The organism is Streptomyces sp. NPDC005494 (assembly GCF_042872025.1).
Lineage (GTDB): Bacteria > Actinomycetota > Actinomycetes > Streptomycetales > Streptomycetaceae > Streptomyces.
Map to the genome: position 1 here is coordinate 812,533 of NZ_JBIAJR010000001.1, position 14,267 is coordinate 826,799.

A 14,267-nucleotide genomic window follows, 5' to 3' on the forward strand; every position below is an offset into this window, starting at 1 on the left:
CCACAGCCCCCCGCACACCGTAGCGCCAGCACATACGCTGGCTTCTGTCAGGGGGACGAGCGACGTCTCGTACGAACAGGGGGCATCCATGACCGACAACAGTCACGAGAGCGTGCCGAGCAGGCAGCGCAGGCGATTCCCGGACATCTCCTCACGGGCCTACGAGCATCCGGCGGACCGCTCCGCCCTGGTGGCGCTGCGCAAGCTGAGCGGTTTCGACACCGTGTTCAAGGCGCTGAGCGGCCTGCTGCCCGAGCGCAGTCTGCGACTGCTCTTCCTGTCGGACTCCGTCCGGGTGAGTGACGCCCAGTTCACCCATCTCAACGACATGCTGCGGGATGCGTGTTACATCCTGGACCTGAAGAAGGTCCCACCGATGTATGTCACCCAGGACCCGCAGCCCAACGCGATGTGCATCGGCCTCGACGAGCCGATCATCGTCGTGACGACCGGCCTGGTCGAGCTCCTCGACGAGGAGGAGATGCGGGCCGTCGTGGGTCACGAGGTGGGCCACGCCCTCTCCGGTCACGCGGTGTACCGCACGATATTGCTCTTCCTCACCAACCTCGCGGTCAAGGTGGCGTGGATCCCGCTCGGCAACGTCGCGATCATGGCGATCGTGACGGCCCTGCGCGAGTGGTTCCGCAAGTCGGAGCTGTCCGCCGACCGGGCGGGGCTGCTGGTGGGCCAGGACCTGCGCGCCTCGATGCGCGGCCTGATGAAGATCGCGGGAGGCAATCACCTCCACGAGATGAATGTGGACGCCTTCCTCGCCCAGGCCGACGAGTACGAGAAGGGCGGCGATCTCCGCGACTCCGTGCTCAAGATCCTCAACATGCTGCCCCGGACCCACCCGTTCACGACGGTGCGTGCCGCCGAGCTGAAGAAGTGGTCGGAGACCCGGGACTTCCAGCGCATCATGGACGGCCACTACCCCAGGCGGGACGAGGACAAGAACACCTCGGTCACGGATTCCTTCCGGGAGTCCGCCTCGCACTACGCGGATTCCGTGCGCACCAGCAAGGACCCGCTGATGAAGCTCGTCGGCGACATCGCGGGCGGGGCGGGCGACCTGGGGGGCAAGCTCCGGGACAAGTTCACCGGCGCGGGCAACGGCACCTCCGGCGGTGGCACGACCGGCAAGGGCGGTGCCTCGGAGGCTACGGACGGCTCGGAGGGGACGTGGCGGCGCCCTGGCCCGGAGGAGGAGGGGCCGGCGTCGGGGAGCTGATCGCCAGCGTGCCGCAGAGTCCTGCGGTGGGCACGCCCGTGGCGTAGGGGTCCGTGCCGTGGGGGCCCCGGGTGTCCGCCCGCTCGCCGGCGAGCAGTGGGCGCAGGATGCCCGTCGTGTCGGCCGAGCACGACTGCGGTCCTGCCTGGACGTAGGCGTTGCGGACCTCCACCCGGTGAAGCCGGATGTCCTCGCGGTCCACGAGGAAGTGCAGGACGCGGCGGACGGTGAAGAGCGAGGCTCCGTCGGCCCGGTGGGGGCCGGACACGGCGGGCCTCAGCGCGTACGTGAAGGTGTGGTCGGACACCACCTCCAGGGTGTCCGCCCCCGCCTCCGCGTAGGTGAGCGTGCCCTGCACCCGGATACCTGGGTCGGCGAGCTCCACCTGGGCCGGGTCGAAGCGCACCAGCCAGCCGGTCGCGACATGCTCGCCGTCGTCAGCCGGTGAGTCCATGCTCCGGTCGAACTGCGCCGCCTGGTCCGGGTCGAGCAGCCGTCCCACCGGCCGGACCACGCCCCCGGTGAGCACGTCGGGGTCGAGGGAGGAGTTCACCAGGTAGTCCTTGACCGTGGTCAGCGCGATGGTCACCTGGCTGTCGGAGAAGTTCTTCGTCCGCCGGACCGGCGGCAGGTTGATTCCCGCGGCACCGGAGCGGTCGTCCGCCGCCGGGCCGTCCGCCAGCAGCGCGTCGGCGGTTCCGCCGGGCACGGGCCCTTGGGGGGCGAGCGGAACGACGGTCGTCTGCAAGGGTTCGGCACGTCTGCCGACGGGCGTCGGGTACGGGTTGCGGAAGCCGATGTAGACGGCGGTGGCGAAGGCCAGGGCGATCAGGACGACCAGGGCTATGCCGGCCCTGGAGCGGTGTCTGCGCGTGCCGCGGCCGGGGAGGGAGCGCACAGCGCGAGCGTGCTCGCCCATGCGCTCCTGGGCGGAGAACTCCTGCAGCCGCGCAGCGCGCACAAACGATTCGTCGAAGACGAGCGAGCGGTACTCGTCATCCCCGCCCGAGGGGTTCTCGGGCGGCCCTTCCGGCGGTTCTCGGCGGCCTGTCATGACTTCTCCCGATCCTCCGCGCCACCGGCGAGAACTGGCGCTGGGAACCGCCCCGGCCGCTTGGCCTCGGGCGGACCTGTCCGTCACGGGCTCGACACATCGACACGTAACTGCCCCTCTCCCCGGAGACGGGGACGGGAGGAGGGGTCACAGGGTCATACCTTCAGAGTGGGTCGATCGTCTTCAAGGTAAACGCCCCGCAGGTGGGAGCGCAGGTGGAGCGCGTCCAGGAGGCGCACGGCCGGAACGGCAACCGGGCCGAGGCCCGGGCCCGGTTGCGGTCTGCGGGCCGGGACGGCACCCGGGACCAGATGCAGGTCGGTGTCCGCGCCGGGACGGCACCCGGGACCAGATGCAGGTCGGTGCCCGCGCCGGGACGGCACCCGGTCCGGGCCCGGGCCGGGACGCACGCCGGCCCGGACGGGGCCAGCACAGGGACGCACACCGACCCGAACGGGGTCAGAACGGGGTCAGCACAGGGACGCACGCCGGCCTGGACCGGGCCAGTACAGGGACACACCGGCCCGGCCCGGTGCCCGGACCGGGACTCACGCAGGCCCGGACGGGGCCAGCACAGGGACGCCACGCCGGCCCGGACGGGGTCAGCGCGGCCGGGGCGTGGCCCGGCGCGAGCTCACGGGGTGCGGGGGACCGCGGAGACGGCCGGACGGGAGTAGTCGGCGGAGGCGGAAGGGGCCGCGCCCGGCTTGTCCACGCCGCTCGTCACGGGGGGCGGCACCTGGTCCTGCCGGTTGGCGGCGGCGCCGCGGTAGACGGCGCTGAAGGCCAGCGCGACCATCCCGATGCCCATCAGCAGGGCGAGCAGCCACGCCACCGGCCGGTGCCAGCGCGCCGAGCCACGGTAAGGGCGGAACGAACCGCCGTGGCGCCCGTAGGGGCCGCTGTCGTCCCCGTACAGGCCGTCGGGGTCGTCCAGGTCGTAGGAGTCGCCGAAGGGCCCCTCGCGGCCGTACAAGCCGTCTGTGCCGTAGCCCTCTTCATAGAGGTCGTCGTCCAGGGCACCGCCACCCGAGCGCGCCCTGCTTGCCTCGGCTTCGGCGCGGGCCTGCGCGGCGGCGGCCAGTCGCTCGACCGCGGTGGGCTCATGGATCTCGGCGGACCGTACGAAGTCCTCGTCGAACACCACGGCGGCGAAGTCCTCGTCCGCGCCTCCGCGGTCGTCGTCGGGCTCCCAGCCGTCCGGGAACGGCCTGCCCCCCACGTCGTCCGGCACGGATTCAGCGTAGCCCCGGCGGGGCGATTTGGGCAGAGAGCCCGCAGATTCGCCCGCCCCGCCGGAAGCATCCGGCTATCGGATGTGGCCGTCGCCGGTGACGATGTACTTCGTCGAGGTCAGTTCCGGCAGCCCCATCGGGCCCCGGGCGTGCAGCTTCTGCGTGGAGATGCCGATCTCGGCGCCGAATCCGAACTGTCCGCCGTCCGTGAAGCGGGTGGACGCGTTCACGGCGACCGTCGTGGAATCCACCAGCTGGGTGAAGCGGCGGGCCGCCGCCTGCGAGGTGGTGACGATCGCCTCGGTGTGACCGGAGGACCAGAGCCGGATGTGCGCCACGGCCCCTTCGAGCGATTCCACGACCGCGGCGGCGATGTCGTACGAGAGGTACTCGGTCTCCCAGTCCTCCGCCGTCGCCGCCACCACGGTGGCCTTCGAACCCTCGGCGTACCCGAGCACGCGCTCGTCGCCGTGCACCGTCACTCCGGCTTCGGCCAGCGCGTCCAGGGCGCGCGGCAGGAAGTCCGCCGCGACGTCCTTGTGGACGAGCAGGGTCTCGGCCGCGTTGCAGACGCTCGGGCGCTGGGCCTTGGAGTTGACGAGGATGTCGACGGCCATGTCGAGGTCGGTCTGCGCGTCGACGTACACGTGGCAGTTGCCGGTGCCGGTCTCGATCACGGGGACGGTGGACTCCTCCACGACCGTGCGGATCAGGGAGGCGCCGCCGCGCGGGATCAGGACGTCGACGAGGCCGCGGGCCCGCATCAGTTCCCGGACCGAGTCCCGGTTCTCGCCCGGTACGAGCTGCACGGCGTCGGCCGGGAGACCGGATCCGCCCACCGCGTCACGGATCACCCGCACGAGCGCGCTGTTCGAGGCGTACGCGGAGGACGAACCGCGCAGCAGCACCGCGTTGCCCGACTTCAGGCAGAGGGCCGCGGCGTCGACCGTCACATTGGGCCGGGCCTCGTAGATGATGCCGACGACGCCCAGCGGGACACGCACCTGACGCAGGTCGATGCCGTTGGGGAGGGTCGAGCCGCGGACCACTTCACCGACCGGGTCGGGCAGCGCCGCGACGTCGCGGCAGTCCGCCGCGATCGCGCGGATCCGCTCCGGGGTGAGCGTGAGCCGGTCGACGACGGACTCACTCGTGCCTGCCTCCCTGGCGCGCACGACGTCCTTCGCGTTGGCCTCGACGATCTCGCTGGTGCGCACCTCGAGCGCGTCCGCGATCGCCAGCAGGGCGTCGTCCTTCGCCGCGCGCGGGAGTGGCGCGATGTCGTCGGCTGCGGCGCGTGCCCGGTAGGCCGCCTGGGCGACCGGGGACATGTTGTCGTACGGCGAAAGCGTGGTCATGCCCGCAGGGTAATGCGCACACTGCGGGCATCCGGCACGTATCCCGTGATGCGAGACGGGCGTCCCGTCACCCGCACATCCGCTCGGGCGGCACGTGGACCGGCGAGTCCGGACGGCGGGCAGGACCGCCACGGTCCGCCCTGGCCGCGCGGCGGGACGTTCCCCGCCCGCGTCGTGCGGGCCGCCCCCGTCGGCGTCGTACGGGCCGGCCCCCATCCGCGTTACGGGCCGCCCCCCATCCGCCTCGTGCGGGCCGCCCCCGTCCGCGCGGTGGCGCATGCCCCCGTCCGCGCGGTGGCGCATGCCCCGGCGCAGCCGGGGGCGGCCCGCACACACGCGCGCTCAGGTACGGACCGGCCCTCAGTACGGGTGCACGCCCACCGGGGCCGCCGGAGGTGGGCCGTACCCCTCGGCGACGCGCAGGTGGTACGTCTCCCGGTCGATGACCTCGAGTCCGACGATCTCCCAGGGCGGGAGTTTCGCGCTGGACCGGTGCTCACCCCAGAGCCGGAGCGCCACCGCCGCGGCGTCGTGGAGGTCCCGGGCCTCTTCCCAGTAGCGGATCTCCGCGTGGTCGTTGGCGTACCGGCTGGTCAGGAGGAAGGGGTGATCGTGCGCCAGCTGCTCCAGTCCTCGCCTGACCTCCTTCAGCGGTGTCTCGCTGCCGGAGACGCTGAGCGTGATGTGCCACAGCCGGGAGGGGGTCCGCTCCTCCTCCGTCACCACCGGATCCTGCTCAAGCGTCTGGTCGGCCGGGGCACCGACGAAGTCGGCCCCCGCTCCGACGCTGGTCAGGGCGCGGCTGCCCGTTCCGCGGGGCAGCGCCCCCGGGCGCGCTCGTCTCACCGGCGGCCTCCTGTGAATGCGTAGCTTGCTGACCCCTTTGTATCCCTCTGACAAAGTTGACCAGCCCGGGGCCAGGCGTGGGGCGGTTTTCGTGAAGGTCTCCGCCCGAAGGCTGGACTTTCAGCCGTTTCAGGGGGCCGGTTGGGGCGTGAGAACGACGAGATCGTCCCTGTGTACGACCTCCCGCTCGTAGGCGGGGCCCAGCTCCCGCGCGAGGTCGCGGGTGGATCTGCCGAGCAGCTGGGGGATCTCCTTGGCGTCGAAGTTGACCAGGCCGCGCGCGATGGCGGTGCCCGCCGGGTCCCGCAGTTCGACGGGGTCCCCCGCGGAGAACTCGCCCTCGACCGAGCTGATCCCGGCCGGCAGCAAGGAGCTGCGCCGCTCGACGACGGCGCGCACCGCTCCCTCGTCGAGGGTGAGCGCGCCCTGCGGGGTCGAGGCGTGGGCGAGCCAGAGCAGCCGGTCGGCCGAGCGGCGTCCCGTGCGGTGGAAGTACGTGCCGGTGTCGCGCCCCGCGAGTGCGTCGGCGACATGACTGGCGGAGGTGAGGACGACCGGGATCCCCGCGGCGGTGGCGATCCGGGCCGCCTCGACCTTGGTGACCATGCCTCCGGTGCCGACGCCCGCCTTGCCCGCGCTGCCGATGGCGACGCCCTCCAGGTCGGCCGGGCCGCTCACCTCCGCGATGCGGGAGGTTCCGGGCGTGCTCGGGTCGCCGTCGTAGAGGCCGTCGATGTCGGAGAGGAGAACGAGGAGGTCGGCGTGGACCAGGTGGGCCACGAGCGCGGCGAGCCGGTCGTTGTCGCCGAAGCGGATCTCGTCGGTGGCCACGGTGTCGTTCTCGTTGACGACAGGGAAGGCGCCCATCTCCAGGAGCTGGCCGAGCGTGCTGTAGGCGTTGCGGTAGTGGGCCCGCCGGCTGGTGTCGTCCGAGGTGAGCAGCACCTGGCCGACCCGTACGCCGTAGCGGGCGAAGGACGCGGTGTAGCGGGCGACGAGCAGCCCCTGGCCGACGCTGGCGGCGGCCTGCTGACGGGCCAGGTCCTTGGGCCTCCGCACGAGCCCGAGGGGAGCGAGGCCTGCCGCGATGGCGCCGCTGGAGACGAGGACGATCTCCCGCTCCCCGCCGCTCCGCACCTTGGCGAGCACATCCACGAGGGCGTCCACACGGTCGGCGTCGAGACCGCCCGCCGCCGTGGTGAGCGAGGAGGAGCCGACCTTGACGACGATCCTGCGGGCGTCGGTCACTCCCGGCCTGCGGGCGGTGCCGTCGGCCGCCGGTGTGCGGAACGCACCTCCGGATTCCACAGCCGCGCCTTCGGATTCCCTTGCCCCTGACACGTACGCCCGTCCCCATCACGTCGTCCTGCTCGGTACTCCTCAATCTACGCGAGGGGCCGCGTCGGCACCGGGCCGTCTCATCTGCCGTCACTGCGGGGAGACGGGCCGGCGGGCACAGCGCCCCGGGTCACGTTCCGACATGCGACTGAATGGAGGCATTTACGTAATCTCCACCGGCCATTCATCGGGCTACCCTCGTGTATGTGACAGATGAACCGACCCGCCAGAAGCGCATTTTGCTCAGATCGGGCAAAAGCCCCTTCGATGTTGCATCAGTCGAAGAGTCCCTCCACAGAGACGTCTTCGCCACCAACGCCGGCAACCTGATCTTCAGTGACGCGGCGCAGAAGATTCTGACGACTCCGCGGGCGGCGGTCTTCTCGAACGGCATCCGCACCGATCCGGCGGCGGCCGCCCGCATCAACGAGGAGTACGACGTCTTCGTCGTGCCCCTCGCCAACGCGTTCCGTCCGACGTTCGAGCGGCCCCTGAAGCGGATGACGCAGCTGATCAAGAAGCTGCGCATCCCGGTCGTCGTGCTGGGTGTGGGCGCGCAGGCCGACCTGAAGTACGACGCCTCACGGCTGAAGCCGATGGAGCCGACGGTCAGGGAATTCGTCACGGAGGTCCTCAACCGCAGCGCGTCCATCGGGGTGCGCGGCGAGTTCACCGAGGAGTACCTCAAGGGCATGGGCTTCCGGGACGTGGAGGTCATCGGCTGTCCCTCCATGTTCATGAACGGCGAGACGTTCACGCTCGAGCGGAAGGCCGAGGCGCTCACCCGCGACTCCCTGATCTCGGTGAACGGCTCGCACAGCGCCGTGCGCTCGCACGGCCTCGACGCCATCATCCGGCAGGCCCACGAGCGCTATCCGAACCTGCGCTTCGTCGGGCAGAACCTTCTCGAGGCCCAGCTGCTCCACTGGCGGGAGACGGCGAACCCGCTCGGCGCCCAGACCTCGATGCCGACCCACCCGTCCCACCCGATGTACCGCGAGGGCAAGGTCCGGCTCTACATCGACCCGGCCACCTGGATCGACGAACTACGCGCGTTCGACTTCTCCTTCGGCTCGCGCATCCACGGCAACATCGCGGCGCTGCTGGCCGGGGTCCCGAGCACCGTGCTCTGCAGCGACTCCCGGACGCTGGAGCTCTGCCGGTACTTCGGCATCCCGCACCGCAAGATCTCGGAGACGCCGAAGAACATCGACCCCGCCGAGCTGTACGAGGCGGCCGACTTCGGAGAGCTGGTGAACGGCCACAAGGAGCGGTTCCTCCGTTTCGCCGGCTTCATGGAGAAGAACGGCCTGGAGAACACCTTCCACCACGGTGACGGTGGCCAGGACTTCGACGCCCGGATGGCCAAGCTCGCCCTTCCGCCGGCGGTCCGTCCCTGGACCGAGACCGACCCGGACTCCCTCAGCAGCCGTTTCGGCTGGATGCAGAGCCGGATGGAGGAGCTGTCCTCGCAGAACGCCCTGCTGCGCAGCCAGCTCGACAAGAGGGCCCGTCAGGTCAACATCAAGGTGCAGGCGGGCGACGCTCCGACGGCGTGGCCGTCCGCCTACCGTCGCGCCCGGCGCGTGGTGGGGCGCCCGGTCCGCAGGCTGCTGCGCCCCGAGCAGTAGGGATCACGTCCACTGCCGCCTCAGGCCCTGTGGGCACTGCGGGGCAGGTGCAGACCGGCCGCCCTGGCCGTTCTGCGCGCCTTGCGGACCAGCCTCCGCAGGAAGGCGGCAGTGGACTGACGCCCCGGCACCTCGATCCGCTTCCGGCCGATCCACTCGGTGACGGTGAGCTCGTACGCCGACAGCGGCAGCACCGTGCCCTCGCCGAAGTGGGGGTAGACGAGATACAGCCGGCCCCGGAGCCCCTTGCGGACCGCCCGGGGCTTCTTCTTCTCGTGCATGAACCGCAGGATGTCCAGGAGCAGGTCGAGCCTGCCCTCCGCGATGCAGATCAGCCGGAGCCGCTCGTGGACCTTGAGGCGACGGGCCAGGCCCGGTGTCCAGTAGGCCTCCAGCAGGGGCGCCGCCAGCTCCATCTTCCTCTGCCGCACCTCGTCGGACTGCCGCAGCAGACCGGGCCCGAACTGCGGGAGCAGGGTGATCACCAGGGGACGGACCATCAGGGCGTCCCGCTTCGGCCCCGGCGGGACGTGCGCGGCGATGAGCTTCATCAGGGCGCGGGCCGAGTCGAAGCGCAGCAGGTAACTGCCGCTCTTCGTCACGTGCTTGCCGTCGTCCCGGCCCACCAGGTAGTAGCAGGTGTAGTCGGCCACGACGGAGACGCCGTTGCCCCGGAGGTACGCCTCCATCGTGAAGAGGGCGTCCTCACCCGTCCTGAGCTCCTCGTCGAAGGTCATCCCGAGCCGCACGAGGAGGTCGCGCCGGAAGAGTTTCTGGGCGCTCAGGGTGAATTTGATGTTGGAGGAGTAGAGGTCGGCGCGCTCGACCGTCTCCTTCCACATCGACTTCGCCGCGCCCCGGTTGACACCGACGACCTTCCCCAGCACCACGTCCGTCCCCGCGCGGTCGCCCATGGCGACCATGCGCTCCAGGGCCTCCTCGCCGAAGTAGTCGTCCGCGTCGAGGAAGAAGACGTACCGGCCGCGGGCGAGCCCGAGGCCCACGTTGCGCGGGCCGCTCGGTCCGCCCGAGTTCTTCTGGCGGACGACGCGCATGGGGATGTCCGTCCGGGCCGCGAACTCCTCGAGGTACTCCCCCGTACCGTCGGTCGACCCGTCGTCCACGGCGACGATCTCCATGCGCCCGGCCGGAAGCGTCTGCGCCTCGACGGACTCCAGGCAGCGGATCAGATAGGGCATCGCTTCGTACGCGCCGATGACGACGGTCACGTCTGGTGTGCTGCTGCTCATCTCTCCCCGGTTCATACATGTATGCATTGATCAGGAGAAACGATGAAACGACGGCGCATGCCGTGTTCCGTGCACGGACACACCGAACGGCCCGTTCGTTCCCCCTCCCCAGGAGGAAGACGGACGGGCCGTTGAGTAGGTTGCGTCGAGAACCGGACGCTTTTCGAACATCTGGATGACGGCCGGATTACACAGGACCGTCAGCTGTCACCGGCTCGCAGCGCGGCCACCGGCTCGTCAACCACCGGCACGCAGTGCGGTCACCGGCCCGTCCGGCCGCCCCGCGTCGCTTCCCGCGGGGCGGCCGGACGCGCTGTCGTCAGCGCAGCGCGGAGGGGCCCGCGCCGATCTCCGCGTCGGCCTCCGCCGACGGCACGTCGGGGTCGACCGCCGCTTCGGCCTCGGCGACGGCCTCGGCCGCTCCGTCGCCGACGCCGCTGGTCGCGGCCTCGGGGTCGGGCAGCGGGGCGGGCTGCTGTCCGCCCACGCGCTGGGCGACGCCCGCGTTGCGGGCCTCGGCCTTGGCCGCCAGCGTCCGTACAGCGGCGTTGAACTGCTCCATGGAGGTCGGCTCGTCCGGGCCGAGCAGGTACGTCTTCAGCTCGTGCCGCGCCCCCGCCAGCGGGTCGGACGCGGGGTCCGCGACGGCGCTCAGCAGCTCGTCGATCTCCGCCGCGTCGTTGGAGAGGATGACGGCCGCCCGTACGGCGGTGTTCTGGCGCTTGAACTCCTCGACGCCCAGCTTCGCCGAGTCGGTGACCGCGTACGGCTTGCCGCTCGCGATGAAGTCGGAGACCACGCTGGAGATGTCCGAGACCATGGCGTCCGACTGGTTGAAGCAGTCGTACAGCTTCGGCTGCGAGCCGGAGACCGTCTTGTGCTCCCACCATCCGAAGGAACGCCAGTAGGCGTCGTTCCACTCGACGCGCAGGGTGGCGATCTCGGCCTGGCGTGCCGGGTCGGCGAGCGCGACCCGCGACTCCTCCGACTCGTCGCCCCCGGCACGGCCGGGCGTTGCCAGCGCGGCCAGACGGGCCTCGATGCGGGCCAGCTCGGCCTTGGCGGCGCTCTGGCCGGCGGCGGCGGCCGAGGCCTCCTTCGCCCAGCGCGGGTCCGCGGCGCGCTCCTGGGCGGCCTTGGTGATCAGTGCCTTGATCCGGGCGTTCACGGCCTTGGCCTTGGCGCTGCGGATGCCGGTGAACGGGTGCGGCTTGTATATGACCCGGACCGGGCTGTCCGCCTTCAGGAGGCGGCTGACGATGTTCTCGCCGGCCAGCAGCAGCGAGGTGTTGCCCGGGTTGTCGTCCCAGCCCTCCCAGGTCGGGGCGTACAGCACCGTCGGGATGGGATTCTTCGTGGTGCCGGTCCAGCTCTCGATCGGCGCCAGCTGCGGCCGGCCGACCTCGACGATGTCCTCGTCGCGGATGCCGACGTCGGCCAGGGCGTAGCGGTCGCGGCCCGCACGGCCGGCCGTCCAGACCTCGTCGTACACCTTGGAGTACGGGTTGACGCTGGCGAGCTTGTCGCTGTCCCCGTGGCCGATGAAGACGTGCTTCATGGTCGGGACGCGCAGCATGTGGATGTTCTTGCCGACGTTGGCCGGGTACAGGCACACGCGGACGGTGGACAGGTCCAGGTTCATCAGGTGGGTGCCGGCGGGCACGCAGACGACGGGTACGGACGTGTCCGCGAGCTGCGTCACGAGGTTGCGCTCACGCATGACGATCAGCGGGCGCCCCTCGACGGCGGCCATCGTGTCCAGCCACATGTTGCCCTGGTAGGCCGACTCGTTGGAGCCGGAGAAGTAGAGCACCACGGTCGGCTGGTACTCGCCCAGCCAGGTGTCCAGCGCCTTCAGCACCGCGGGGGCCGACGGCGCCCGTCGGCTCCGGCGCAGGTACGGGACGAGCAGGGCGTTGTAGAGGACGGCGAGCAGCAGTGTCACCCCGGCGCCGATGAAGCCCGCCAGGTCCACGCCCGTACCGGCGGCGACCAGGATGCCGGCCACCGCGGGCAGGTCGAGGTGGAGCATCTTCTCGCTGGAGCGGTGCAGCAGGGCGCGCGGCGGGGCGTCGGGGATGCGGACGGCGTGCAGGTCCACGTTCCGGGTGACGATCGGCAGGGTGCGGCGGAGCCGGATCAGCGTCGTGAGCGCGCCGTGCGGGGCCTGCAGACCGTAGAAGAGGAGGAAGCAGGCGACGGCCGCGTAGAAGAGCGGCTCCTCGGCCAGGTCCAGCCGGGCCAGCAGAAGGATGATCATCAGCTGGCGGAGCAGGAAGCGGATGGAGAGTCCGGCCCGCACCTTGCCGAGCCTGTTGACCAGGTAACTGCCGCGCTGGTGCAGGTACCAGTCCGCGACGTACGTGACAGCCGTGGCCGCCGCGAAGAACCAGATATCGGGGAGAAGGGCGGCGACCATGACGCAGGGGTAGCCCAGCATCATCAGTACTGCTGCCGCCAGTTCTGACCGACTGCCCACACGGGCCAGGCGGATGGCTGTCGAAATCACGAAGGACCTGCTCCAGGGGGTGCCGGTTGTTTCACGTATGGAGGGAATTGTGAAGGTGCGGCTTCACGCACTCGGGCCTCTGCAATCACCGAAATGATTGCAGAGGCCCGTAAAAGTACATTTGTCAAGAATTATTACACATCTTCCTGACGGTCCAACACCGAGGCCAGCGCCTGCTCGAAGCCCGAGGCCTCGGTGACGTCACGCGTCGGGTCCTGCTGCCGTACGTCGATGACGTGACCCGTCATCGCGGACAGGAGAACGTCCAGCGAGGTGCGCGCCACGGCCTCGGAGGAGAGCAGCGAGCCCTCCGGCTCCTGGCCGAACGCCTTGGTACGCATGGGGGTGGCCGTGCGCTCCGGGTTCACGCAGTTGACCCTGACGCCCTCGCCGGCCCACTCGTCGGCCAGTGCCTGCGTGAGGTTCACCATCGCGGCCTTGGTCGAGGAGTAGAGGCTGTACTCGGCGCGGCCCCGGGTGTAGCTGCTGGAGGTGTAGAGCAGCAACTGGCCCTGGGTCTCCGCCAGGTACTTGTACGAGGCGCGGGCGATCTGCACCGGTGCCAGGTAGTTGACGTTCAGGGCTTCCTGGATCGTCGTGTTGTCCGTCTCGGCCAGCTTGCCGATGCGCAGGACGCCCGCGGTGTTGATCACGTAGTCGATGCGGCCGGTCTCGGCGTACGCCTTGGACAGCGCGTCGTCGATGTGCTCCGGGTTCTCGACGTGCGTGCCGGTGGTGGAGCGGCCCAGCGCGTACACGCTCGCGCCGTACTGCTCGGCCAGCGTGGCGATGTCGGCGCCGATGCCGTAGGAACCGCCGAACACGACCAGGGTCTTGCCCGAGAGCAGGTCGCGGTAGGCGGCCTCGTCGGCCTGGCGCGGGGCCGCCGTGGAGGCCAGCTGGAAGAGCTTGTCGGTGATGAAGACGTCGACCGGCTGGGTCACCTTCATGTTGTACTCGTCGCCCGCGACCACGTAGATCGGCACGTCGGGGAGGTACCGCAGGACGACCGAGCAGTCGTCGGTGGCCTGGAAGTTCGGGTCGCCGGACGCGACCTCGTACGCCTTGCGGATCGTGGACAGCTTGAACGCCTGCGGGGTCTGGCCGCGGCGCAGCCGGGACCGGTCCGGGACGTCGGTGATGAACTCGCCGTCCTCGCCGTGGGTGCGGGTGACGATGATCGTGTCCGCGGACGGGATGGCGACGTCGACCGCCTGGTAGCGCTCCAGCGCCTCGACACAGTCCTTGATGACGCGCTGTGACAGCAGGGGGCGCACCGCGTCATGGAAGAGGACGTTACGGTCCTCGCCCTCCGCGAGCCCCTCACCGAGGGCCGCGATGGCGCGCTCGGTGGTCTCGTTCCGGGTGGTGCCACCCTCGATGATCTTGGTGACCTTGGTCAGGCCGGCCTTGGCGACGATCTTCTCGACGTCCGGCACGAAGCCGGGCGCCATCAGCACGATGACATCGTCGATGCCCTCGGCGTTCTCGAAGATGCTCAGCGTGTGCTCGATGACGGCCTTACCGGCGATCTTCAGCAGCTGCTTGGGGATCGCCAGTCCCACACGCTGACCGGTTCCACCGGCGAGCACGACCGCTGTGGTCCGGGGCTTGGCTTCATGCGGCACAGACACAGACGACCTACCTTGCGATGACAGGGGGGAACAGTGTGATGGTCGCACTCTCCGTGACCGTCTCGCAAGGCGGACGTTTACTGCTGCTCGCCCCGGGGAAACCCGCAGTTCACTGCCTGGCCAGGCAGATTGGACCCTCAGGGGCCCGCACCCGGAGTGACGGACTCCACAGACGTCTACG

The 14,267-nt window shown here is 70.4% G+C and carries 10 protein-coding genes; 2 read left to right on the forward strand and 8 right to left on the reverse strand.

Annotation, left to right across the window (positions count from 1 at the left end):
- Positions 1-88 precede the first annotated feature (88 nt).
- Entirely contained in the window at positions 89-1,231 is a 1,143-nt protein-coding gene (locus ACFYQ6_RS03730; protein ID WP_388760240.1) for a M48 family metallopeptidase, read from the forward strand.
- Here ACFYQ6_RS03730 and ACFYQ6_RS03735 read toward each other — a convergent pair.
- The 5 genes from ACFYQ6_RS03735 to proB form a co-directional block, all read right to left on the reverse strand.
- Positions 1,161-2,285, reverse strand: a complete 1,125-nt coding sequence (locus ACFYQ6_RS03735; RefSeq protein ID WP_361571269.1) for a hypothetical protein — start codon at positions 2,283-2,285, stop codon at positions 1,161-1,163. The genes ACFYQ6_RS03730 and ACFYQ6_RS03735 overlap by 71 nt on opposite strands.
- Positions 2,286-2,919: 634 nt before the next feature.
- Positions 2,920-3,519, reverse strand: coding sequence for a hypothetical protein (locus ACFYQ6_RS03740; RefSeq protein WP_388760243.1), 600 nt, complete (start codon positions 3,517-3,519; stop codon positions 2,920-2,922).
- 75 nt (positions 3,520-3,594) lie between these two features.
- Positions 3,595-4,878: a glutamate-5-semialdehyde dehydrogenase gene (locus ACFYQ6_RS03745; RefSeq protein ID WP_361571272.1), complete on the reverse strand. Its 1,284-nt coding sequence runs from the start codon at positions 4,876-4,878 to the stop codon at positions 3,595-3,597.
- Positions 4,879-5,238: 360 nt separating this feature from the next.
- Positions 5,239-5,724 (reverse strand): hypothetical protein, encoded by a 486-nt coding sequence (locus ACFYQ6_RS03750; RefSeq protein ID WP_361571275.1) that lies wholly within the window; start codon positions 5,722-5,724, stop codon positions 5,239-5,241.
- A 129-nt stretch (positions 5,725-5,853) separates the two neighbouring features.
- A complete protein-coding gene (gene proB / locus ACFYQ6_RS03755; protein ID WP_361572382.1) occupies positions 5,854-6,972 on the reverse strand; it encodes a glutamate 5-kinase in 1,119 nt (372 codons plus the stop codon).
- 296 nt (positions 6,973-7,268) lie between these two features.
- On the opposite strand from proB, the gene ACFYQ6_RS03760 reads away from it, so the two are divergent.
- Complete coding sequence (locus tag ACFYQ6_RS03760) at positions 7,269-8,693, forward strand: polysaccharide pyruvyl transferase family protein (RefSeq protein WP_361571276.1); 1,425 nt, start codon at positions 7,269-7,271, stop codon at positions 8,691-8,693.
- A gap of 20 nt (positions 8,694-8,713) precedes the next feature.
- On the opposite strand, the gene ACFYQ6_RS03765 is transcribed toward ACFYQ6_RS03760, so the two are convergent.
- The 3 genes from ACFYQ6_RS03765 to ACFYQ6_RS03775 form a co-directional block, all read right to left on the reverse strand.
- Positions 8,714-9,943: a glycosyltransferase family 2 protein gene (locus ACFYQ6_RS03765; protein ID WP_361571279.1), complete on the reverse strand. Its 1,230-nt coding sequence runs from the start codon at positions 9,941-9,943 to the stop codon at positions 8,714-8,716.
- Positions 9,944-10,262: 319 nt separating this feature from the next.
- Entirely contained in the window at positions 10,263-12,452 is a 2,190-nt protein-coding gene (locus ACFYQ6_RS03770; RefSeq protein WP_388760247.1) for a hypothetical protein, read from the reverse strand.
- Between the two features lie 134 nt (positions 12,453-12,586).
- Entirely contained in the window at positions 12,587-14,086 is a 1,500-nt protein-coding gene (locus tag ACFYQ6_RS03775) for a bifunctional cytidylyltransferase/SDR family oxidoreductase (protein ID WP_361571284.1), read from the reverse strand.
- Positions 14,087-14,267: the final 181 nt, after the last annotated feature.

Excerpts from the sequence above, each read along its gene's own strand:
- ACFYQ6_RS03745 (WP_361571272.1), bottom strand. The coding sequence starts at position 4,878 with ATGACCACGCTTTCGCCGTACGACAACATGTCCCCGGTCGCCCAGGCG.
- ACFYQ6_RS03735 (WP_361571269.1), bottom strand. The coding sequence starts at position 2,285 with ATGACAGGCCGCCGAGAACCGCCGGAAGGGCCGCCCGAGAACCCCTCG.
- ACFYQ6_RS03730 (WP_388760240.1), top strand. The coding sequence starts at position 89 with ATGACCGACAACAGTCACGAGAGCGTGCCGAGCAGGCAGCGCAGGCGA.
- ACFYQ6_RS03765 (WP_361571279.1), bottom strand. The coding sequence starts at position 9,943 with ATGAGCAGCAGCACACCAGACGTGACCGTCGTCATCGGCGCGTACGAA.